A 21,042-nucleotide genomic window follows, 5' to 3' on the forward strand; every position below is an offset into this window, starting at 1 on the left:
CTATTGGCGGATAGAAATGATCTTGCCGTCTTCAAGCAAGATTTCAGTTCCCATCAATTTTTCCAAATCATCGCCGACATTGACAACGACAGTCTGTTCGAGTGTACCTTGTCTGATTTCGGAATCGATTGTAAGGTGTTCTGCTTCTTCGCGGTCGTGCTGAGCTTTTGCCCGAGCCGAGGCGAGACGCTGTTTCTGTTCTTCTACTTGCGCGCGCAGGGAAATAAGTCCCTGGGCATCGATTTTGGCCTGTTCGGTCATCATGCGTTTAGCCTGGAATTCCAGGTTCTGCATTTCCCGATCGATATCACTCAGGGCCTGATCGGCATTCTTGAGGATACGGTCTTTAAGGGTCTGCGTAACTTTGGCCTTAACGACAACGGGAATGCGCAATGTAATCTGATCCATGGTACCTCCTATACGATATCCACTGATACTTTCTTATTCGCCTTCACTGCCGCAGCCTTGACAACAAGGCGCAATGCTTTCGCAATTTTACCTTGCTTGCCAATGACTTTGCCCATATCTTCGGGTGCGACATGAAGCTGATAGACTTCGAGGCCTTTTTTTTGAATCTTGGTAACTGTAACCGCATCCGGATTCTTTACCAGAGACCGGGCGATACACGCAATCAATTCTTCCATAGTATCCAGCCTCACTTACTTTTTGGATGCTTCAAACTGGGCCATGATGCCAGCTTTCTTGAAGATAGAACGGATCGTATCTGTCGGCTGTGCGCCTTTACCGAGCCAAGCTACAGCAGCTTCTGCATCGACGGTCAGACGAGTATCCATGTCTTTGGACGGATCGTACATGCCGAGGGTAGCAACCGGACGGCCGTTGTTACGAGCATTGCGGGAATCAGCGACGACGACGCGGTAGATCGGATTCTTTTTAGCACCTAAACGGGCCAAACGAATTTTAATCATTGAAAATCACCTCCTTGTCAGAATATCTTATTTCCACGATAGGTCGGGAAATCGATTTAAAAAGGCAGACGCGGCATAAAACCCCGTCGTTTACTCTTTTGTGCTTTCTTCGCCTGTTTCATCATCTTCTGCATTTCGGTGAACTGCTTGATGAGGCGATTGACGTCTTGGACACGAGTACCGCTGCCCTTGGCGATGCGGCGCTTGCGGCTGTCCTTAATCAGCATTTTCGGGTTGGCACTCGACCGTTCCTGAGCCGTCATGGATGTGATGATGGCTTCGATTCGCTTGAATTCTTTGCCGTCCATGTCGACCTTGTCGAGTTCTTTCTTATACTTCCCGATGCCGGGAATGAGGCCCAAGATACTACTCATGTTGCCCATCTTCTTAATCATCTGAAGCTGGGAGAGGAAATCATCGAAGGTGAAAGACCCGCTTTTCATGGTCTTCTTCATGTTTTCCATAGACTCTTCGTCAAAAGCAGCCTGGGCTTTTTCGATGATCGTTTCGACGTCGCCTAAATCGAGGATACGCGACGCGTAGCGATTGGGATGAAATTCTTCGATGCCGTCGAGCTTTTCACTGACACCGATGAATTTGATGGGTTTGCCCGTGACGGCCTTGATAGACAAGGCGGCCCCGCCGCGAGCATCGCCGTCGAGCTTGGTCATGATCATGCCGTCGATTCCGAGGGCTTTATCGAAGGCCGAGGCTGCCGTAACGGCATCCTGACCGGTCATGGCGTCGACGACCAAAAGGATTTCATGAGGATGAACGTTTTCTTTAATATGAATCAATTCATCCATCAAGGTTTCGTTAATATGAAGCCGCCCGGCCGTATCGATGATGACGACGTCGCGCAAATGGCTGGTCGCATAGGGAATGGCGTGCTGGGCGATGGCTACTGGATCTTTACTGCCGTCTTCGGTGTAAACGGGCATATCCAGTTCTTGGCCGAGGACCTGCAACTGAGTGATAGCTGCCGGGCGATAGACGTCGGCTGCTACCATGAGCGGGCTCTTGCCTTGAGACTTCAACTTTTTGGCGAGCTTGGCTGCCGTCGTCGTCTTACCAGCCCCTTGGAGACCGACCAGCATGATGATGGTCGGCGGTTTCGGTGCAATGGTAATGCGGCTCTGGGTCCCGCCGAGGAGTTCCGTCAATTCATCGCGGACGATTTTGATGACCGTCTGCGACGCATTCAAGCTGCCGAAGACTTCTTCACCGACGGCTTTTTCTTTGACTTTCTTGATAAAGTCTTTGGTGACGGCAAAGTTGACGTCCGCTTCGAGTAGAGCGCGGCGCATCTCTTTCAGCGCTTCACTGACATCCTCTTCAGAAAGCTTCCCTTTGCCGCGAAGCTTTTTAAAGGCCGCCTGGAATCGTTCGGACAGACTTTCAAATGGCATGAGGAGGCCTCCTTTTATAAATAAAGTTCCTGTAAAAGTTGTTTTGCTCTTTCAATATCACTGTATCCCTGATGGTCGAGCAAATCCTGGACTTCATCAATTGTGTTCTGGATTGAATCGAAACGGGCCAGCAAACGAAGCCGCTGTTCATAGCTTTCCAGCAGCTGGGAAGCACGCTTGAGCATGTCGTAAGCGCCTTGGCGGGAAATCCGCAGTTCTTCTCCGACTTCACTCAAGGACAGGTCCATATCGAAATACAATGCCATACAGGTCTGTTGCTTTTCCGTCAATAACGGCCCATACAAATCGAGGAGCCGTCCCATGCGTACTACGTCTTCAAGCATGGCTTCACCGCCTTTCAAACAGCGTACTTTGATAGTATACCGGAATCGGTGTACTCTGTCAAGTATTTTTACTTGTCAGATTGACGCGGACGTCATAAAAGGTACTGCCCCGCCCTTCATCGGTCAAACGCTGGCTGGTCAGGACATTGACCGAGGCCCCGCCGCCTTTGACCCGTTCACGCCACCACACGCCTTCGCTGACGACCTGGCCCGGTACGGTGCGGTCAGTAACGCGTACGGTAAAGTCGGCCTGTCCCCTTTTATTGGCAAGGGTCACGCTGTCGCCGTCAGAAAGACCGTAAAAGTCGGCATCATCGGGATGAACGAAGAGGTCCATGGTATGGCTGGCCGTCAGTTCATCCCGTTCATTAAAGGACGAGTCGAGGATGCGCATATCGGCACCGTTGACGAAGGCCAGTTTCCCCTCATCGGGATCAAGGGGCATATAGTCGGGAAGGGCCGGCGTAAGCGCATCGTTTCGGATTTCAATCTTGCCTGACGGCGTCGCAAAGGAAGTCTGATAGTCCTCCGGCAGGGGAAGGGCCGTGGGGCGTCCCGACCGCAGACAGTCCTGATCGACGGGCAGCGGCCATTTGACCGTTGAATCGACGAGCTTATCGACGAGATCCCGTTCCGACTGATCGTAAAAGGGATCGGTAATGCCGAGAGCCTTGGCCAGGTCGCAGGCCACACGCCAGTTGGACCGGCTTTCGCCGATGGGATCGATGAGGGCATAGCCGCACTGAATCGTATAGTTGCCATACGAATAATAAGCGTCATCGTGTTCAAGGGACGTCGTCGCCGGCAGGACGATGTCGGCGTAGCGGGCCGTATCGGTCATGAAGCGTTCGTGGACGACAGTGAATAGGTCTTCCCTCGAAAGCCCTTTGAGGACGGCGTTCTGGTCCGGTGCCGTGCAGGCCGGATTTGACGAATAGACGAAGAGACTCTTGATACGGTCGTCTTCCGTCAGGGCTTGTCCAATGCAGCACATATTGACCAGGCGGGTCCCCTTCTGTTTCCAGTCCGGCCGAGTAACGATATCTTTGTCATAAGCCTTAGAAGCTGCGGCCGAAGTAAGAATTCCACCGCCGCGTTTTCCCCAGGCACCGACCAGGGCCGGCAGGCAAGTGATGAGCCGCGACGTCATGGCTCCGTTGCGGTAGCGGGACTGGCCGCTTCCCAGGCGGATGAAAGGCGCTCTGGCCTTACCGTAGGCATGGGCCAATTCTTCGACGACAGCACACGGGACGCCGGTAATCTTTTCCGTTTCTTCCGGCGTACAGCGAGGAATGACTTTTTCTTTCATTTCTTCCCAACCAAGAACGTTGGCAGAAAGGAAAGCTTCATCGGTCAAGCCGTCACGGACCAGGACGTACATCATCCCCAAGGCCAAAGCCCCGTCGGTGCCGGGACGGATGGCTACGAAGTGATCGGCCAGGTCCGCCGTCTTGGTTCGATAAGTATCGATGCACCAAATGGCAGCGCCGTTAGCTCTAGCCGCATCGACGTCGTGTTTGAAGTGGATGTTGGTGGCCATCATGTGAATGCTCCACAAGAAGATACAGTCGCTGTGCTGCGCTTCCTGAGGCGCCGTCGGCAAGGTGCCTCCCATGACGTCTTTGTAGCCCTGCCCTTTGGCCGGGGCGCAAATGGTCCGATCGAGTTCCGATGCCCCTAAGTAGTAAAATAACCCGTGCAGAGCGTCGTGCTGGACGATGCCCATGGTGCCAGCATAGGAATAAGGTAAAATAGCTTCCGGTCCCTTCTCGGCCATGATTTTTTTCCACGAAGCTGCGATTTCCCTTAAAGCCTGATCCCAGGAAATGGGCTCAAATTCCCCCCTCCCCTTAGGACCCGTCCGCTTTAGCGGCGTCATAAGCCGCCGCGGCGAATGGACCGTCCGTTCATAGTGCGCCATCTTGGGACACATGGTCCCCTGCGTGAAAGGATGGGTTTCGTCGCCCTTTACGGAGATGACGCGCCCGTTTTCTACACTGACCACGAGACCGCAGGCGTCGGGACAGTCATAGGGACAGACCGATCTATATTGTTCCATAGAATGCCTCCTTATGTATCTATATAATATATGTCCATTATATCGCCAACAGAGGGACCTTGGCAAAATTATCTGAAGAAAAGCCGATGCCCCTTTCTCATCATCGAGCAAGAATTTTACATACAACGAGGGCCCATGGTGCCGATTCCTCACCGTCACCACGGGCCCTCCGAGCCTGCGAACACCCCCTATCTTACTTCTGCCGCAAGCGTAATTAGTTTTTTAATGATGGAACAGGCGCAGGCCGGTCATGGCCATGGCAATTCCATATTTATCGCACGTTTCGATGACATTGTCGTCGCGGATCGAGCCGCCGGCCTGGGCGATATAGTCGACGCCGCTGCGATGAGCCCGTTCGATGTTGTCGCCAAAGGGGAAGAAGGCGTCGCTGCCAAGGGCTACGCCGTGAAGCTGAGCAATCCAGGCCTTCTTTTCTTCCCGCGTAAGGGGCTGCGGTTTTTCCGTAAAGAGATCCTGCCAGATGCCGTCGGCCAATACGTCTTCATAATCATCGGAAATGTAGACGTCGATGGCGTTGTCCCGGTTCGGACGACGGACGTCGTCGCGGAAGGGCAGGCTCAGGACTTTCGGGTTCTGACGGAGCCACCATACATCGGCCTTATTGCCAGCCAGGCGCGTGCAGTGGACGCGGGACTGTTGACCGGCACCGACACCGATGGTCATGCCGTCTTTTACGTAGCAGACGGAATTGGACTGGGTGTATTTCAAGGTGATGAGGGCGATGATCAAGTCGCGCTGAGCTGCCGCCGGAATATCCTTGTTCTTCGTCGGGATTTTCGTCAGCAAATCGGCCGTGATCTTGGCTTCATTCCGTTCCTGTTCAAAGGTGACGCCGTAGACTTCCTTCGATTCGACAGGCTGAGGTTTGTAATCGGCATCGATTTGAAGGACGCAGTAATTGCCCTTCTTCTTGGTCTTTAAAATAGCCAGGGCTTCATCGCTGTATCCCGGAGCAATGACGCCGTCCGATACTTCTCGTTTCAAGAGGGTTGCCGTTTCGACGTCGCAAACGTCGGAGAGGGCTACGAAATCGCCATAAGAACTCATGCGGTCGGCACCGCGGGCGCAGGCATAGGCCGTAGCCAACGGCGACAGTGGCAGATCGTCGACCCAATATATTTTCTTCAGGGTATCACTCATATCCGAGGCCACAGCGGCACCGGCCGGGCTGACGTGCTTGAAGGAAGCCGCTGCCGGAAGGCCCGTCGCTTCTTTCAGTTCCTTGACCAACTGATAGCTGTTTAAGGCGTCGAGCAAATTAATATAGCCGGGACGGCCGCAGAGGACCGTAAAAGGAAGGGCACTGCCATCCTTCATATAGACCCGGGACGACGACTGGTTAGGGTTGCAGCCGTATTTTAATTTCAGTTCGTTCATTGTGATTCCTCCTGAATTATGACCCAAAATAAAAAATACCGACACTTCTGGAACGTTTCGCCCAGACGGTCGGCTGTTATGAATCATGCTCCCCGTGGTAACTCCACTTCCGTCAGTCACATGCTTCACCTTATTATACCGTCCGCCGATTCAGACTGTCAAGAAAAAGGAGCCGCCAATGGCAGCCCCTTTCAGGTCGTACAATTTATGATTCCTCTTGCAATTCCGAAGGCTGCGGCGAAATGTCGCGCACGGTAATCTTGAGGATTTCGACAGCCATGCCCGTCGTATATTCCACTTCGTGCTGAATATCGCGGCGGATACGGCTCATGAGTTTCTTAATATTCTGACCGTAGGCAATGGTCAGCGACAGGATGATTGCCAGGCCATTGCGCGTCGAATTATAATTGATGGCCACCTTCAGTCGGTTGATCTTGGTCACGCCTTCACTCTGGCTCAGAGCATGGCGGACCAGGCTTTCGAGGACGTCGTTGGAAAAAGTCAGCTTCCCATAATAACTGAAGACGGGACGAACGACGGAACGCTCAAAGGGCGACAATTTCTTGCCGTTGTTATCGTAAAAGAAAGACCGGATCGAATCGAGAAGATAGCCGCGAAAATGGGGTTTCAACTCCATCGTCGGCACGGGGATGATGTGCTTGCCTTCTTTAATGCGGATATTTTGAGCCTTTTCGATCTCTGATGAGCTTGAGACGTCTTCGATGCGGATGAACCGTGACGGCTCGGGAAGATTGAGGGACTCGCAGATACGGTGGATCATGTGCCGCGAAGTCCCCAGGATGAGCAGTTTTTCAGGAGCCGCCTTGGCTAAGGCCGCCTTCATGGCAGCGGCATCGTCCGGGTTATTGAATACGGCGCGGCGCACGGCCTTCAGGCGGTTCGTTTCATCCTTGGCCGACCGGCCGGCGACGATACGGTTGTGATCGATGAGGAGTCCGTCATCGATGATCGTCTGAATCTCATGATCGTAAGCGACGACCAGGGCGTGATGGCTCTTCCCCGTTCCGCTGGCGCCAATAAAACCGACAACTTCCATCTGTATCACCTGCCTTATTAGGTTGCGTGAGACAACAAAGCCTGTACCTTTTCGGAATCAACGGTAAAGATACCAAGTTTTTCCGGGAAACGGCCGATGGTTCCATGAAAATCGGAGCCGCCGCTGATGTACCAATGGCGGTCTTGGGCCAGTTTCAAAAATTCTTCGAAACGGCCGCGGTTCTTCGGATGATAGACTTCCACGCCGTCGAAATCATGGGTCAGGACTTCATCCAGTGTCCGTTTCAACAGTCCCGGATGGGCTAAGACGGCGATGCCGCCTACTTTTCGGATGAGGGCCACACATTCATCGATGGTCCGGCGCGTATAGGGCACGTAGAGCGGACCGCCGTGATAGAGGACTTTATCGAAGACCGTCTTTACATCGGGGAAATACCCCTTTTCGACGAGCATGCGGGCAATATGGGGACGGCCGACGGTGCCGCCTTTATGGACCATGTCTTCGACGACCTTGCGGTCGATTTCATAGCCGTTTTCCAGGCAGCGGTCGACGATTTGCATGGCCCGGTCGAAGCGCCGCTGCTTAAATTCACGGCAGTAGGAAAGCATGGCTTCGTCCGTCGTATCGATGCCATAGCCTAAGATATGGACATCTTCGCCGTCGCATTCAGAGCTTATTTCAATGGCCGGAATGATGCGGACACCAGCAGCAAACTTATGACTTCCGTCATAGGCAGCTACCGTATCGTGGTCCGAAATAGCGATGACGTCGAGTCCGGCATCGACGGCCATCTGGGTTAACTGTTCCGGCGTATAGACACCGTCAGAGCAGGTCGTATGCATATGCAGATCGACTATCACTGTACACCTCCCTGCAGTAAGTGCAGAATCGATTTAATGCCGACGCCGGTGGCGCCGATAAATCCCGTTTCATCGGCCTTTTCCCGAAAAGCAGGACCAGCGATGTCGAGGTGGATCCACGGCGTTCCCTCGTTTACAAACTGCTTTAAGAAGAGACCGGCCGTAATCGCCCCTGCTTCCGGGCCGCCGACGTTCTTCATGTCGGCTACGCTGCTTTTGAGCAGGCTTTCATATTCTTCATCAGACGGCAGCTGCCAAATCTTTTCATGGGCTTCCGTCGCGACTTTAAAGAAGCGGTTCATCCATTCCTGGTCGTTGCCGACCATGCCCGTCCGGACCGTTCCCAGTGCCGTCACACAGGCTCCGGTCAAGGTCGCCAGGTCGATGAGGCGCGTCGCCCCTTTTTCCTGGGCATAGGTCAAGGCATCGGCCAAAATCAGCCGCCCTTCGGCATCGGTATTTTTGACTTCAACGGTCTTTCCATTATACATGGTCAAAATATCGTCGACGTGATAGGCCATGCCGGAAGGAATATTTTCCACCAGGGGCAAGACGGCCAGCACATTGACCGGATAGCGCAGGAGCATGAGGGCCCGAATGACGCCGACGGCAGCTGCCGCCCCGGCCATATCGTCTTTCATAAATTCCAAGCCCTTATGGCTCTTTAAGGACAGGCCGCCGCTGTCATAGGTGACGCCTTTTCCGACGATGCCCAGCACTTCCCGACTATTGGGGTCGCCCTGGTAGGCAATCGATACCAGTTGGGGCGGATTCATGCTGCCTTTACCGACGGCGACGATACCGCCCATATGCCGTTTTTCCAGCGCCCATTTATTGAGCGATTCGATGAGAATGTGGTCGCCCTTCAGCGTATCGGCTACGATATCGGCAAACTTTCTGGGCGTCAAATCGTTGGACGGCATATTGATCAAATCGCGGGCTTCATAGACGCCTTCATACATCGACGTGTAGCGATAGCACATGGAATTAAATTCCTGCGGCCTCATGCTGTGCGACAGAATATTGATACTGCCGACAGTACGGCTGTGTTTATCGCTTTTATAATGAGTAAATTCATAATTGCGGTACAAGAGCCCGTCGAGAAGGGACGCCATATCCATGTCCAACGTATCGGCCATGATAGCCAGTTCGCGGACGCCTTCTTTCATGGCCGCTGCCATCAGGCGCTGAGCCATACGAAAATCTTCATACGTCGAATACCGGACCGGTTTGCCTTCCAGGCCGATGAGAAAATACGTTTTCGGCTCCCCGTTCGACAGGCAATGAAATACGTGGAGAGACGTATACTGTAAAAGTTCCGGGTGTTTTTCTACATAGGCCCGGATCAGGACGACGTCATCCTGAGGCAGCTGTCGCAGCTTGAGCAGCCTCTTATCGAGGCCGACTGCCAGCGTATCGAGGCCGCCTTTGCCATTATAACTAATCATGCACATCGCTCACTTTCACACTTAAGTCACCATATATTAAATCAATAACAGATATTATTTGCCACTATTATTATACAATCGCCTTATTGACAAAATCAAGAATCCGTAAAAACAATAAAAAATAAGTACATGGCGCCATAAATCCATCACGCAGACGATGATCACCATGTACTTAAGATATTGTATATTATAAAGTTGATGTGGCCCTGCCTGATTCAAGGCCTGCTTCTAAAACGACAGCGAATCACCCAGAATCCTGCGCCACCGCGGTTCCTTGGTATAACGGTGAAGGACGCGGCGATTATATTTGGCATAGCGAGCTAAGGCCTGATAGGCCTCGTACTTTTTAGCGCCGTGATGATTGGCAATGCGAAGGCCGACAGACGTCACGGGAATGAGCCACCACGTATGGGTAAAAGCCCCGACGGTAATGCCCAGCACATGGCACACATAGGAAAGCAGCGAGCGACGACCGAATTCTTTCCCTTTCTTGTAATCCGACAGTTCCTTCTGTTTAGCCACAGAGTAGGCGATAATGGCATAGGGAATGATGGATGGCAGGAAACTTTCATGACCCACATCGGCGCCGGCCATGACTGTATCCTGGACGTACTGCGTCAGTTCTTCGTTCGATATGCCACTGTTGATGACGTGTTCTGCCATGTCGCCCATGGTCACTTCGCTATATACTTCCTCCGTCGATACGACATCGATGTAGGGATATCGTTCCAAGGCATGACCGATGTATTCGGCCGATTCCGTCGCCTTGAGCTGCAGCACCTCATCGACATTCCCCTGGCCGTCTCGAATGGCAATATCCCACCCCGGCTCGGTCGCCGACTGAGCCATTTCTGCATGGTAGCCGGGAGGCAGACGTCCGTCGTTTAGATAGTCCGTATACTTGATTTCAAAGAGTTTTCCCTTGACGCCGCTGATAAATCCGCTAAGCTGGTCATCATCCAATTGGTGCACAGCCTCTTTAAAATCCATGGCCGCCGCCTTTTGCGGATAAGCCATTTCATAGGCCTGCTGCACATCTTTTGGCACATGCCAGCCCAGGAAACGGCTCAGGAGACTGCCTGTCGCAAGGCCCAGTGAATCGAGGAATAAAGTCTTTCGCGTTTCACCGGATAATTCCACCCGTTTCAAGGCCTCCTGCACCTTGGCATAGGCTTCCGCCTGCTGTTCAATCTCTGCCAGCAAGGCTTCAAAATCCTTCTTTCGATACAAGACGCCCCGTGTATTTTTTAGTAAATCAACACTGGCTTTCCCGGCCCCGACAGATACACCGGCCACGGTCTTAACGGCCTTTTCGGCCATCTCCATTTTCTTGCCACGATTCCAGCCCTTCGTCATATGCCTCTCCGTCTCAACAATCAACCTCACAAATCAGAAAACGCTGCATCCCCTTCCTTCTACGACCTCAAGGGGCAGGCGCCTTCGCTTCATCGTCGGAATCACTCGTATGGGCCGCAATGACTAGTTTTTTAACGACCTCAAAAATCTCAGCGATCCAGGCTTTCATTTCCGCCGTTGTACTTTCCCGATCATCGATCATTTTTTGAAAATCGTCAAACATAAAGTCGTAGCCGATCTTCCGGCACTCCAGCATACGTTGGCCATATTGGAGCTTCTCGTCTTGTGATAACGAGTCTTCACCCCGTCTTCCCATCACAAGATCCCGATACAGTCGTTCATGATCGTCATCAGGGGACTCATTCTTTTCAGCCATCCGCGCCCGAGACGCACTCCAGCCCCAATCGCCGGCCAAATAAAAACAGCGGGTAAGCAAGCGCTCTTTGGCCTCGGCATCCCCTTTCAGCATGGCCTGATAATCTTGCAAGAGTTCGGGAAACTGCAAGACAGCAAAGCGACTGCAAACGGTATAACACTTGATAGCCATGGGAATATCGCCTTTCAAGTAAAAGGTGATCCCCATGGCACAATAGCCCTTCATAGAACCATACACATCCTCATCGTGCATGGATGTGGCATACAATCGTAACGCCTCGTCAAAAGCACCTTCATACAATTTCTCACTGGCCTGACTGAATAAACCTGCCTCATTATCCAAAATTGCCATCAACGTCACCCTTTCATACTCTTTATACTACGGTAATCAAACATCTTTCAACACCAAAGCCAAGGACTGTCAGGTGTCCCATGCCCGTCTTATGATTGAATATCGAAGCCTGTCCGTCACATTACTATTGATAATTATATAGTTCTATATAGAAATGAATTATCCTGCCTGCGCCAAGACACCCTTTAAGCCCGCTTACAGAATAACGCTACCAGGCCGTGACGACGGACAAATTTTTCTGATACAGCCGTCGTGCCCTGCACCCTTTTTTACGCATCCCAACCGACGTGTCAGCAACCTCCGGAAAAATTCACGAAAAAAAAAGCTTGCAATTATTTTACATTTGGTGTATTATAACAAATGTGCTCACGAGGTCAGCACCGACAACTTAAGACATGGACCATTAGCTCAGCTGGCAGAGCACCTGACTCTTAATCAGGGTGTCCAGGGTTCGATCCCCTGATGGTCCACCATAAAAAAAGCTGATAGCCATCGCATTTGTGCGGTGGCTATTTTTATTTGACCTCCAAAAGTCAGGTGCCTTTGACCCCTTTTTGACCCCCTTAATAAAAATTATTCCCCACCATTCACTACGATGCTATAAGGAATATGAGCTGGATAAGGGTTCAGTTGTAAAATATTATTTTATAACTGAACAAGATATCAATAATTACAAAAAACATTTTTAATCTTGAAGCCACTTTAGCTATCGGTTTCCGTATTCGCGCTCCCCGCAGCACGCAATTTCGCAGATAGGCCAATACAACGTTAAAAGAATACCTGCAAAAAGGCTTTATTTTAGATGATAAACGTTTAAAAAATCCAGATGGCCGACCGGACTACTTCTATGAACTTCTCGCCCACATCCGCGATATTCGGGCCAGTGAAAAGAAAATTTACCAAAACTCCGCGAGTGATTTTCCCCGTCAGAATATTACGACAAAACATATACAGCAACTCAACACGTCTTTGCCGAAACGCAAAATAAGCTGATATATGGTATAATTGGACAGACAGCGGCTGAATTGATCATGAGCCGTGCCGATGCGACTAAGCCTAATATGACAGGAAGTACTTTCGATTTGCGAGGAGTAGTTTATGATAAATTTAACCGCAGATAATCTATGGAATAAGTTTCAATCACTTTCTAAAGAAGACCAATCGGTTATTAATTCTATTTTATGTCGAAAAAAGAAACTATCCGTTGATGAGCTCATTCAGCATATGAAAGATAAAGGAATCACATTTAGCATTGTCAACGAAGACGATGCCAAACATTTTCTCCAAGAACATAATTATTATTTTAAACTTGCTTCATATAGGGGAAATTATGTTAAATATCAACGAGGGACCAACTCAGGAAAATATGAAAATTTAGACTTTGCATATCTTAAAGAATTATCGATTATTGATATGCATTTACGTTATTTAATTTTACAAATGAGCCTTGATATAGAACATCAGATTAAAGTTATGCTGTTACGTGATATTGAGCAAAATTCAGATGAAAACGGCTACACGATTATCAAAGAATTTGATAAAAATTACCGTTGTCGTCAAAAAATTTTAAATCAATCTCAATCAAGTTATGCGCATGACTTGATTGAAAAACATCGTGATAATCTTAGTTTTCCTGTATGGGCTCTCTTTGAACTGATTAGTTTTGGTGAGTTATGTAATTTATATAAAAAATATACAGAGCTATACCCAAAGCGAAAGCTACCAAAACGTAGCTTATTAAATCCCATAAGAAATATGCGTAACGCTGCCGCTCATAGCAATTGTTTAATTTACAAATTAAGATTATCAGAAAATAAAGAGACAGCTCCCCCTAAGCGAACTATAAACGATATCAGTAATATTGTCTCTCAAATACCTACTATTCGGCGTTCATCCAGAAAAAATTATTTGCAAATTATCCCTATACATGACTTTGCAGTTTTATTGTATTGGTATCATAACTTTGTGAAAAGCGAAGGGTTGCAAAAGAAGCGACGTAGAGAATTATACGATTTATTTTGCCGGAGAATGACAGAGCATCCCGAATACTTTTCAAAAAATGATTATATCAAGCACGCTTACATCTTTACGCTAAAACTTGTTCAATATTTTTTCCCACCTATTGACAACTAACTCGTCCTATCTTATACTATAACTAACTTGAAAATCATATTATATATGGTTTTGGATGGGACATGTTACGACATGTCCCTTATTTTTTATCTTTTTCCATATTCAAAGAAAAAAGTGGTTGTTGCAAAAATTGCAACAACCACTCAGCATGGAGCTATGGTTTAGTCACTCTATACTTTTGTTGTCGCGAAGAATTTTTTTCAATAGGCTCTATGTGAGTCCCATTCGTATGCACATAGTTGAGAAACAGGAAACGATTTTTAACGCAAAAACATCCCTCACTGCCCATTACGGTCGTGAGGGATGTTTGACTTTCAGAAGCTTTTACAGGTGATACGGTTCGTACCGGGAGATTTTAATAGCCCAAAGACACGATATTGACAGTCGTGACTAAGCCTCTGCAAACGTCTCCCTTAGCTGCTCTAAAAATAACCTTGCCGCTGATGAGAATACCTGATATTTCTTCCAGATAATATTTAATCCGGAATCTAATCTCGGTTCTAATGGCCTGAAACAAAGGTTGCTGCTTTCAGCGGTATTCGCTATTTTATCAATGGTCACGGCATAACCGATTCCGGCTTCAACCATAATAGCAGCATTATAAACCAGATTAAAGGTAGTCACTATATCCAACTGGTCAAACTCTTTACCAAACCATTCCGCAAATTCATTTCCGCGTCGTTCCCCGGAAATTACCTGCCTGGAACAGATCAGCGGGACATTCAGTAAATCTTCTTTTCGGATTGCTTCTTTGCTGGCAAGAGGACTGTCCTTCCTCATGACAACACCCCATGTATCTTTTGCCGGAATATTAATGTAGTCATACTTTGAAATATCCGCAGGTTGGATTAAGATTCCAAAATCCAACAGGCCCTTATCAAGACGATCGGTTACATCTTCTGAATTTCCACTATATAGATGGTAATGAATGTCTGGATAGCTAGCCCGAAGCTCTTTTGCTATTTTCGCTATCAATTTAATCGCGTCTGTTTCGCCGCCACCGATATAAATATCACCGCCAACCAGGTTTTCCATAGAGGAAAATTCCGCCTCCGTTTTATCAACCATTGAAATGATTTCTTCGGCCCGTTTCCTCAATATCATTCCCTCAGCCGTCAAAGTCATGTTGTGGCTGCCGCGCGTAAAAAATTTTTGCCCTAATTCTTCTTCCAAATCGCGTATTTGCCGGGAAAGCGTGGGTTGTGTTACATGAAGAAAATTAGCAGCATTTGTGATACTGCCCTCCCTGGCAATTGCCAGAAAATAGCGAAGCACTCTAATTTCCATAATACCCCTCCTTACATTCATATTATACTCGTTCATGATATGCCCGTAAAGCAAATCACGGTTTTTAATTTAACTATTTGCTATTTCTAGGTTTTGCAACTACAATTAAAGCATGAAGGAGGTGCTGAAGTGAACGAAATACCAGAGAGAACAAGGCTTCTTCGTAATCTGAAAGACGCAGGCTTCGATGAGGCTACAATCCAAAAATATATGGAATTGCAAAAGGCAGGCCGGCGGCAGGAGCAATACCGACTACTTGCATTGCACAGAGCGGTACTCTTGGATCAGGTTCATACTAACCAACACATGATTGACTGCCTTGATTATCTGGTCTACACAATGAAAAAATAACAGATATAACTATTTCAAAAAACATTCGCCATGAACATGAATGTCAATGTTCGACAATCCTGCCAATCTAATTTTTGGTAGTGTCAAGCTCAGCAAGCTTGAGAAACAGAAATACCGAGATGAACATTTTCAAGGGAAAATCCATGAGAATAAACCGTCCCTATGATCACATGAGCAAACAGCTCACGGCATCAGGCGCAGCGTCTTCGGTATTCAATCAAATCAACGCTTTTAAGCGATAACAAATAAATTAAATTCAAAATAACAGGAGGACTATTTATGAACACTTTGATTGCATATTTTTCCTACACAGGACACACCAAGGGCATTGCCCAGCAAATCCAGGATCTGACCGGAGGAACACTCTTTGAAATCCGGCCTCTAGATGCCTATTCCAGCGACTATGATACTACCGAACGCCAGGCCCGCAAAGAAACCCGTGAAGATTACCGCCCGGCATTGGCGGAGCAGGTTTCCGATTTTGCTTCCTATGACACCATCTTGTTGGGAACTCCCAACTGGTTCAATACGATTGCCCCATCGGTCGCTACATTCCTTTCGGAGAATGATTTCTCTGGTAAAAAGATCGCATTGTTCTGCACCAACGGAGGAGGCGGTCTGGGCCATACCGTCTCCAACATTCAAAAACTTGTCAAAGGGACAGAAATGCTTGACAGCCTGAATCTCTACGAGGATGGCGGTGCAGATGCAAAGGCAAAAATCGAAGCATGGTTGAAAAAGAATGGTCTGTATTGATTGGAGGGTAACATTATGGCTAATATAAATGGAAAAGTTTTTGAAATCTACCCAAAAATCAAATGCGAGAAGGTTCATTTTAAGAACCGATTCGGTATTGAGCTTTGTGGTGACCTTTATCTGCCGGAAGGCTATGAAGATAAACAGAACGCGGCAATTATCGTATCCGGACCGTTCGGAGCCGTCAAGGAACAATCCTCCGGCCTATATGCACAGGAGTTTGCCAATATGGGTTTTGTGTCGATTGCCTTTGACCCGTCCTTTACCGGCGAGAGTGGCGGAGAAGTCCGAAATGTGGCTTCCCCTGAAATCTTTACGGAAGATTTCAGTGCGGCTGTAGATTTTGTAGGGCTGCTTCCCTATGTGAATCGTGAGCGAATTGGCGCAATGGCAATCTGCGGCTTATCCGGCATGGCGATTACGGCAGCTACGTCCGACACCAGAATTAAAGCGGTAGCAACGGCATCCATGTATGATATGTGCCGAAGCATTTCTAAAGGCTACAAGGATAGTTACACCGCAGAAGACAGGCAAAAAATCAAAGAATTTTTAAGCAGACAGCGTTGGATTGATGCTGAGAACGGTTCTTTCGATGTGGGCGCACATGAGCTTGGATTTGATGAAAACGGCAATGTAGTTAAAGTCAGCAAGTTATTTCCAGATACTCTTCCGGAAGATATTGATCCCGTTTCCAAGGCATTTTTCGACTATTACTGCACAGAGCGCGGCTACCATAAGAACGCAATAAATTCGGCGGCGGCTTGGACGCAGACCACCCCGTTTTCCTTCTTTAATTTCTCACTGATGGAGAATATCAAAGAAATTTCGCCCCGCCCAATCATGTTGATTGCCGGCGAAAACGCACATTCCCGCTATTATTCTGAAGATGTGTATGCTGCGGCAAATGAGCCGAAGGAACTGGTAATTGTACCGGGAGCAGATCATGTAGACTTGTATGATAGAATGGATAAAATTCCCTTTAACAAGCTGCGGAAATTCTTTGAGGACGCATTGAAATAATGTGGAGGCAGCCCATATGCTGACTTCAGCGCGTCCTAGAAGAAGCCGCTAAAGGCGAAGGAAATAAAAATTATAGGTTCTCTTTTGTACTGTGCCTTGGCCTGACAGACTACTGAAATAGGTCAACAAATCGCCCTGGTACAACATGTTGCAAAAGGAAGGAATACTAAAGGATTTTATGGAGAAAGGAAAAACACAATGCAGTATGCAAGAGACAATGCGGTATCTCAAACAGAGAATCCACAAATCGCAACAAGGGTGCTGGAAAACGGCACAAAGGTAAACATCTATTTTGGAGACATCCTTGTCCCCGCCACGTTGAATGACAGCAAAGCAGCAAAAGCCTTGATTAAAATGCTGCCTTATAAAGTACGAGTAAACCGTTACTCATTTGACGTATGCGGCGTTATGGGTAACGCGCTTCCTTACGATCCGAAGGACGAACATAACGGTTGGTTGAACGGTGACATTGATTTTGCCACGGACGGCAACTGGTTCACCATCCTCTTTGATAATGAGGAAAATTCCGACAGTTACGGTTATCAAGTCAATCTCGGAAAAGTAGATAGCGAACTGTCCGTTCTTAAAAATTTGAGCGGCAGTTACGAGGTACGAATTGAACTGGCAAAATAATCATTGATAATCGGTGAGCGCTCATAGGTAGCTTTGTATTCCTACGGGCGCTCATTTTTATAAGTCACCATACAACCACGCCCCGGAGACTGTCGAAATGATGCGACATCAGAGCTGGGGAAAAAGCGATGAATCCCGAAGATTATATACAGTTTGAGGAGTCGTATGAGTTGTCCGGTAATGTGTTTGAAACAGGATCATCCCGTCAAAATATCAATTTACGTATCTTTCGCAGATACTCGGCGTATCCATTCTCGTACAATCCACTTTCCGCATCCTATGGAGATTTAACGACCATTGTCTGTCTTCATGGAAGACGCTTTTCATCATGTTTTTGTTTGCATTTATCAGATATTATCTGCAAGGGTTTTACATAAAAAACATCCCTCACTGTCCATTACGGTAGTGAGGGATGTTTGACTTTCAGAAGCTTTTACAGGTGATACGGTTCGTGCCGGGAGATTTTAATAGCCCGGTAGATCTGCTCGATCAGGATCAGGCGTATCATCTGATGGGTCAGGGTAATGCGGCCAAAGGAGATGCATTTATCGGCTTTTCTGCGAACGATGTCGCTGAGGCCGAAGGGTCCGCCAATGATGAAGGAGATTTCACTGCAGCCGTAGAGGGCAAGGTCCGAAAAGGACGCCGCCAGTTCTTCCGACGAGACGAGTTTTCCGCCTACGTCGAGAGCCATGAGGTGCGATCCTTCATGGACGTGGCGCAGCATCTTTTCCCCTTCTTTGTCGAGGACCTGGGCCTTTTGGGCCGGCGATGGGTTGTCGGGCATCTTTTCTTCGGGCAGGACGGTTACCGTGACCTCACCGTAAGGCCGAAGGCGCTTCAAAAACTCATCGATGCCGGCCGTCAGGTATTTCTCCTTAATTTTACCGATAGTGATAAGATGGTACTTCATCAGTTACTCTGGTCGTCGTCAGACGAATCGGTCTGCGGGCTTTCCTGGAGGACGACCGTCGCTTCGCGGTTCATGCCGTTACGGGTGTAATCGATGCTGACCGAGTCACCGACTTTGAGTTTATCCATGACGCTCTGGAGGCTTGCAAAGTCTTTGACATCCGTGCCGTCTAACTTAACGATGACGTCACCGTGCTGGAGTCCGGCCTGATCGAGAGGACCACCAGGAACGACGCGGTAGACGTAGATACCCTGGGCATTGAGCTGCATGCCGAAGCGAGCTGCCATCTGCTGGTCAAGGCCGTAGAGACCGAGGTACGGGCGGACGACTTTGCCGTTGGTGATGAGGTCCTGTAAAATCGGACGAGCCGCATTGATTGGGATGGCAAAGCCTAAGCCTTCGACGCCTTCCTGAGAAATTTTGGCACTGTTGATGCCGATGACCTTACCATCCGCATCGACCAGGGCACCGCCGGAGTTGCCGGGGTTGATCGCCGCATCGGTCTGAATGAGCTTCATGCTCTGGCCTTCAGCACCGATAGTACGATTGAGGGAGCTGATGACGCCGACCGTAACCGTTCCCTGGAATTCAAGGCCCAAGGGGTTGCCGATAGCAATAGCCGGTTCGCCGACCTGCAGGGAGTCGCTGTCGCCAAATTCAGCAACGGGCAGGTTGTCCATATTGATTTTTACGACGGCTAAGTCCGTCTTAGCATCGCGGCCGACGACGGTACCTTCCGTACTCTGACCGTCCGCTAAGGAAACGATGACCGTCTTGGCCGTGCCGACGACGTGGTTGTTGGTAACGATGTAACCGGCCTTGTCAAAGATGACGCCGGAGCCGACGCCTTCGCCAACCAAGACTTTACGGTTGAACATGTCGCGGTTATAGACCTTGGTCGTGATACCGACGACAGCCGGGCTTACTTTCTTAGCCGCCTGAACGACAGCCGTATTGCGGGCACTCGAAATGGATTCAGACTTTTTAGGTTCTTCAAGCTGGTTCGTCGTCCCCTGGTAGGTCCCGGTCGGTGAAAAAAAGGTATCGCGGAGCTTAAAGCCGCCAAAGACACCGCCGGCGATGAGGATTACGGCAACGACGGCCGTAAGGATTCGTTTGTGCTGCATAGTTAGTCACTACTCCTTTCCTGAAAGCGGACGCTGCCGTCCTGGCAGGCCAGCCGCAATAAAATATCTTGACCGACGACACGGCCGTACTGAGAGAGGACCGTGCGCATCGTATGAAGCGCGAGTGATGGTGTATTGTTCTTCTCACTGCGATGAGCCAAGAGGACCCGCATGAGGCCCTTGGTCGGAAGCGACGCCAAGAAGGACGCCGCCGTCTTGTTGGATAAATGTCCCCAACGCCCTAAGATTCGCTGCTGGAGCGCATAGGGGTACGGGCCGTTTCGGACCATTTCTTCATCGTGATTGGCTTCTAACACGAGGATATCGGCATAGGCTGCCGCCGCCGCTACATCTGGACTAATAAAGCCCAAATCCGTCGCCAAAGTGATTTTAGCATCGCCGTGACGCAGGCTGTAGCCGACGGGCCGAGCTGCATCGTGAGAGATGGCAAAAGGCGTCACTTCGATATCTTTCAAGGCCACGCGCCGCGTCAAGCGGACGAAGCGATGATCAAAGCCCTCGGTCTTGCGACCCATGGCCTGCCACGTTTCAGCCGTCGTATAGACCGGCATGTCGGTCCGCTTTAAAAGGGTCGTAATGCCGCCGACGTGGTCCGAGTGTTCGTGAGTAATAAATACGGCATCGAGGTCGCCGAGGCTGCATCCGTAACGCTTGAGGCCCTGCTCAATACGGCGGCAGCTGATACCGGCATCGATGAGGATATTTGTCTTACCACAGCGAATATAAGCCGAATTGCCTTTACTGCCGCTGGCCAGCATACTGACCAGGCAGTCACCGGACCGGGCTTCGCCGCCAAGGTTGGGGATGGCATCGAGAGACGGTTCCGGCACGGCTTTCTTTATATCGCAGCCGGCTTCCCGCCTTGCCTCCTGAATGGACAAGGCCATTTCCTGGAGCTGCCGTTCACATTCAGTCATTAAGTCCCTCCTTCCCATGATTCAAAAAAAACCATCGTTCCGGAATAATTCCAAACGATGGTCTGTGTGGTGGGCCTAGGTGGACTCGAACCACCGACCTCACGCTTATCAGGCGTGCGCTCTAACCAGCTGAGCTATAGGCCCATGTATGGGATACCTTGCCTTCCCCAATTGTCAGTCATAAAGAAATGGTGGGCCTAGGTGGACTCGAACCACCGACCTCACGCTTATCAGGCGTGCGCTCTAACCAGCTGAGCTATAGGCCCATTTCCTAACGACTTGTTTAGTATACCACAGATACAGAACGTGTCAAGAAAATTATTCCAAATCCTTTAC

At 49.3% G+C, this 21,042-nt stretch carries 22 protein-coding genes, 3 tRNA genes, 1 pseudogene and 1 riboswitch; of the genes and pseudogenes, 8 read left to right on the forward strand and 18 right to left on the reverse strand.

The window, feature by feature from the left end; translation table 11 throughout:
- The 12 genes from HMPREF3201_RS07945 to HMPREF3201_RS08000 form a co-directional block, all read right to left on the reverse strand.
- Positions 1–408, reverse strand: a complete 408-nt coding sequence (locus tag HMPREF3201_RS07945) for a YlqD family protein (RefSeq protein WP_062412547.1) — start codon at positions 406–408, stop codon at positions 1–3.
- An 8-nt stretch (positions 409–416) separates the two neighbouring features.
- Positions 417–644, reverse strand: a complete 228-nt coding sequence (locus tag HMPREF3201_RS07950) for a KH domain-containing protein (protein WP_014015998.1) — start codon at positions 642–644, stop codon at positions 417–419.
- A gap of 15 nt (positions 645–659) precedes the next feature.
- Positions 660–929, reverse strand: a complete 270-nt coding sequence (gene rpsP / locus HMPREF3201_RS07955; RefSeq protein ID WP_062412548.1) for a 30S ribosomal protein S16 — start codon at positions 927–929, stop codon at positions 660–662.
- A gap of 56 nt (positions 930–985) precedes the next feature.
- Positions 986–2,338, reverse strand: coding sequence for a signal recognition particle protein (ffh, locus tag HMPREF3201_RS07960; RefSeq protein WP_062412549.1), 1,353 nt, complete (start codon positions 2,336–2,338; stop codon positions 986–988).
- Between the two features lie 14 nt (positions 2,339–2,352).
- On the reverse strand, positions 2,353–2,682 hold the full coding sequence (gene ylxM / locus HMPREF3201_RS07965) for a YlxM family DNA-binding protein (protein WP_072272062.1): 330 nt from the start codon (positions 2,680–2,682) through the stop codon (positions 2,353–2,355).
- 58 nt (positions 2,683–2,740) lie between these two features.
- Complete coding sequence (locus HMPREF3201_RS07970; protein WP_062412550.1) at positions 2,741–4,741, reverse strand: molybdopterin-containing oxidoreductase family protein; 2,001 nt, start codon at positions 4,739–4,741, stop codon at positions 2,741–2,743.
- 222 nt (positions 4,742–4,963) lie between these two features.
- Positions 4,964–6,139 (reverse strand): phosphoribosylaminoimidazolecarboxamide formyltransferase, encoded by a 1,176-nt coding sequence (locus HMPREF3201_RS07975; RefSeq protein ID WP_062412551.1) that lies wholly within the window; start codon positions 6,137–6,139, stop codon positions 4,964–4,966.
- A 52-nt stretch (positions 6,140–6,191) separates the two neighbouring features.
- Positions 6,192–6,269: riboswitch (ZMP/ZTP riboswitch) on the reverse strand.
- A gap of 75 nt (positions 6,270–6,344) precedes the next feature.
- Entirely contained in the window at positions 6,345–7,196 is an 852-nt protein-coding gene (locus HMPREF3201_RS07980) for an Asp23/Gls24 family envelope stress response protein (RefSeq protein ID WP_062412552.1), read from the reverse strand.
- A 17-nt stretch (positions 7,197–7,213) separates the two neighbouring features.
- The gene (locus HMPREF3201_RS07985) at positions 7,214–8,017 is read right to left on the reverse strand and encodes a PHP domain-containing protein (RefSeq protein ID WP_062412553.1); all 804 of its coding nucleotides are present in this window, start codon (positions 8,015–8,017) and stop codon (positions 7,214–7,216) included.
- Positions 8,014–9,465: a leucyl aminopeptidase gene (locus HMPREF3201_RS07990; protein WP_062412554.1), complete on the reverse strand. Its 1,452-nt coding sequence runs from the start codon at positions 9,463–9,465 to the stop codon at positions 8,014–8,016. Before HMPREF3201_RS07990 ends, HMPREF3201_RS07985 begins: the two co-directional genes overlap by 4 nt.
- 228 nt (positions 9,466–9,693) lie before the next feature.
- Positions 9,694–10,821, reverse strand: a complete 1,128-nt coding sequence (locus tag HMPREF3201_RS07995; RefSeq protein ID WP_062412555.1) for a hypothetical protein — start codon at positions 10,819–10,821, stop codon at positions 9,694–9,696.
- A gap of 67 nt (positions 10,822–10,888) precedes the next feature.
- Entirely contained in the window at positions 10,889–11,548 is a 660-nt protein-coding gene (locus HMPREF3201_RS08000) for a hypothetical protein (RefSeq protein WP_062412556.1), read from the reverse strand.
- 397 nt (positions 11,549–11,945) lie between these two features.
- Here HMPREF3201_RS08000 and HMPREF3201_RS08005 point away from each other — a divergent pair.
- From HMPREF3201_RS08005 to HMPREF3201_RS08010, 4 genes and pseudogenes are all read left to right on the forward strand, one after another.
- Positions 11,946–12,021 (forward strand) — tRNA-Lys (locus HMPREF3201_RS08005).
- Between the two features lie 322 nt (positions 12,022–12,343).
- Positions 12,344–12,541 (forward strand): RhuM family protein, encoded by a 198-nt coding sequence (rhuM, locus tag HMPREF3201_RS12050; protein ID WP_255353914.1) that lies wholly within the window; start codon positions 12,344–12,346, stop codon positions 12,539–12,541.
- A pseudogene (rhuM, locus tag HMPREF3201_RS12055) lies at positions 12,529–12,669 on the forward strand (RhuM family protein); the annotation flags it as partial. The gene rhuM (HMPREF3201_RS12050) and the pseudogene rhuM (HMPREF3201_RS12055), both read left to right, overlap by 13 nt.
- The gene (locus HMPREF3201_RS08010) at positions 12,647–13,681 is read left to right on the forward strand and encodes an Abi family protein (protein ID WP_082709419.1); all 1,035 of its coding nucleotides are present in this window, start codon (positions 12,647–12,649) and stop codon (positions 13,679–13,681) included. The pseudogene rhuM (HMPREF3201_RS12055) and the gene HMPREF3201_RS08010, both read left to right, overlap by 23 nt.
- Positions 13,682–14,071: 390 nt before the next feature.
- Here the strand turns inward: HMPREF3201_RS08010 and HMPREF3201_RS08015 are convergent, their stop codons facing one another.
- Positions 14,072–14,968, reverse strand: coding sequence for a LysR family transcriptional regulator (locus HMPREF3201_RS08015; RefSeq protein ID WP_062412557.1), 897 nt, complete (start codon positions 14,966–14,968; stop codon positions 14,072–14,074).
- Between the two features lie 129 nt (positions 14,969–15,097).
- On the opposite strand from HMPREF3201_RS08015, the gene HMPREF3201_RS08020 reads away from it, so the two are divergent.
- From HMPREF3201_RS08020 to HMPREF3201_RS08035, 4 genes are all read left to right on the forward strand, one after another.
- On the forward strand, positions 15,098–15,319 hold the full coding sequence (locus tag HMPREF3201_RS08020) for a hypothetical protein (protein WP_156423331.1): 222 nt from the start codon (positions 15,098–15,100) through the stop codon (positions 15,317–15,319).
- A 279-nt stretch (positions 15,320–15,598) separates the two neighbouring features.
- The gene (locus tag HMPREF3201_RS08025) at positions 15,599–16,075 is read left to right on the forward strand and encodes a flavodoxin (RefSeq protein ID WP_062412558.1); all 477 of its coding nucleotides are present in this window, start codon (positions 15,599–15,601) and stop codon (positions 16,073–16,075) included.
- A gap of 15 nt (positions 16,076–16,090) precedes the next feature.
- Positions 16,091–17,095 carry an alpha/beta hydrolase gene (locus HMPREF3201_RS08030; RefSeq protein WP_062412559.1) on the forward strand — a complete coding sequence of 335 codons (1,005 nt, stop codon included), beginning with the start codon at positions 16,091–16,093 and terminating at the stop codon, positions 17,093–17,095.
- Positions 17,096–17,293: 198 nt separating this feature from the next.
- Positions 17,294–17,728: a cyclophilin-like fold protein gene (locus tag HMPREF3201_RS08035; protein ID WP_062412560.1), complete on the forward strand. Its 435-nt coding sequence runs from the start codon at positions 17,294–17,296 to the stop codon at positions 17,726–17,728.
- Between the two features lie 433 nt (positions 17,729–18,161).
- On the opposite strand, the gene rlmH is transcribed toward HMPREF3201_RS08035, so the two are convergent.
- The 5 genes from rlmH to HMPREF3201_RS08060 form a co-directional block, all read right to left on the reverse strand.
- On the reverse strand, positions 18,162–18,641 hold the full coding sequence (gene rlmH, locus HMPREF3201_RS08040; protein ID WP_062412561.1) for a 23S rRNA (pseudouridine(1915)-N(3))-methyltransferase RlmH: 480 nt from the start codon (positions 18,639–18,641) through the stop codon (positions 18,162–18,164).
- On the reverse strand, positions 18,641–19,768 hold the full coding sequence (locus tag HMPREF3201_RS08045) for a S1C family serine protease (RefSeq protein WP_062412562.1): 1,128 nt from the start codon (positions 19,766–19,768) through the stop codon (positions 18,641–18,643). Before HMPREF3201_RS08045 ends, rlmH begins: the two co-directional genes overlap by 1 nt.
- Positions 19,769–19,770: 2 nt before the next feature.
- Positions 19,771–20,706, reverse strand: coding sequence for an MBL fold metallo-hydrolase (locus HMPREF3201_RS08050; protein ID WP_062412563.1), 936 nt, complete (start codon positions 20,704–20,706; stop codon positions 19,771–19,773).
- A gap of 67 nt (positions 20,707–20,773) precedes the next feature.
- A tRNA-Ile gene (locus HMPREF3201_RS08055) sits at positions 20,774–20,850 on the reverse strand.
- Between the two features lie 45 nt (positions 20,851–20,895).
- Positions 20,896–20,972, reverse strand: a tRNA-Ile gene (locus tag HMPREF3201_RS08060).
- Positions 20,973–21,042: the final 70 nt, after the last annotated feature.

The sequence above is a fragment of the Megasphaera sp. MJR8396C genome (genome assembly GCF_001546855.1).
Classification (GTDB): domain Bacteria; phylum Bacillota; class Negativicutes; order Veillonellales; family Megasphaeraceae; genus Megasphaera.

Bases quoted from the DNA above. Each gene is read 5' to 3' on its own strand.
- HMPREF3201_RS07945 (WP_062412547.1), bottom strand. From the start codon at position 408: ATGGATCAGATTACATTGCGCATTCCCGTTGTCGTTAAGGCCAAAGTT.
- HMPREF3201_RS07950 (WP_014015998.1), bottom strand. From the start codon at position 644: ATGGAAGAATTGATTGCGTGTATCGCCCGGTCTCTGGTAAAGAATCCG.
- rpsP (WP_062412548.1), bottom strand. From the start codon at position 929: ATGATTAAAATTCGTTTGGCCCGTTTAGGTGCTAAAAAGAATCCGATC.
- ffh (WP_062412549.1), bottom strand. From the start codon at position 2,338: ATGCCATTTGAAAGTCTGTCCGAACGATTCCAGGCGGCCTTTAAAAAG.
- ylxM (WP_072272062.1), bottom strand. From the start codon at position 2,682: ATGCTTGAAGACGTAGTACGCATGGGACGGCTCCTCGATTTGTATGGG.
- HMPREF3201_RS07970 (WP_062412550.1), bottom strand. From the start codon at position 4,741: ATGGAACAATATAGATCGGTCTGTCCCTATGACTGTCCCGACGCCTGC.
- HMPREF3201_RS07975 (WP_062412551.1), bottom strand. From the start codon at position 6,139: ATGAACGAACTGAAATTAAAATACGGCTGCAACCCTAACCAGTCGTCG.
- HMPREF3201_RS07980 (WP_062412552.1), bottom strand. From the start codon at position 7,196: ATGGAAGTTGTCGGTTTTATTGGCGCCAGCGGAACGGGGAAGAGCCAT.
- HMPREF3201_RS07990 (WP_062412554.1), bottom strand. From the start codon at position 9,465: ATGATTAGTTATAATGGCAAAGGCGGCCTCGATACGCTGGCAGTCGGC.
- HMPREF3201_RS07995 (WP_062412555.1), bottom strand. From the start codon at position 10,821: ATGACGAAGGGCTGGAATCGTGGCAAGAAAATGGAGATGGCCGAAAAG.
- HMPREF3201_RS08000 (WP_062412556.1), bottom strand. From the start codon at position 11,548: ATGGCAATTTTGGATAATGAGGCAGGTTTATTCAGTCAGGCCAGTGAG.
- HMPREF3201_RS08010 (WP_082709419.1), top strand. From the start codon at position 12,647: ATGATAAATTTAACCGCAGATAATCTATGGAATAAGTTTCAATCACTT.
- HMPREF3201_RS08015 (WP_062412557.1), bottom strand. From the start codon at position 14,968: ATGGAAATTAGAGTGCTTCGCTATTTTCTGGCAATTGCCAGGGAGGGC.
- HMPREF3201_RS08025 (WP_062412558.1), top strand. From the start codon at position 15,599: ATGAACACTTTGATTGCATATTTTTCCTACACAGGACACACCAAGGGC.
- HMPREF3201_RS08030 (WP_062412559.1), top strand. From the start codon at position 16,091: ATGGCTAATATAAATGGAAAAGTTTTTGAAATCTACCCAAAAATCAAA.
- HMPREF3201_RS08035 (WP_062412560.1), top strand. From the start codon at position 17,294: ATGCAGTATGCAAGAGACAATGCGGTATCTCAAACAGAGAATCCACAA.
- rlmH (WP_062412561.1), bottom strand. From the start codon at position 18,641: ATGAAGTACCATCTTATCACTATCGGTAAAATTAAGGAGAAATACCTG.
- HMPREF3201_RS08045 (WP_062412562.1), bottom strand. From the start codon at position 19,768: ATGCAGCACAAACGAATCCTTACGGCCGTCGTTGCCGTAATCCTCATC.
- HMPREF3201_RS08050 (WP_062412563.1), bottom strand. From the start codon at position 20,706: ATGACTGAATGTGAACGGCAGCTCCAGGAAATGGCCTTGTCCATTCAG.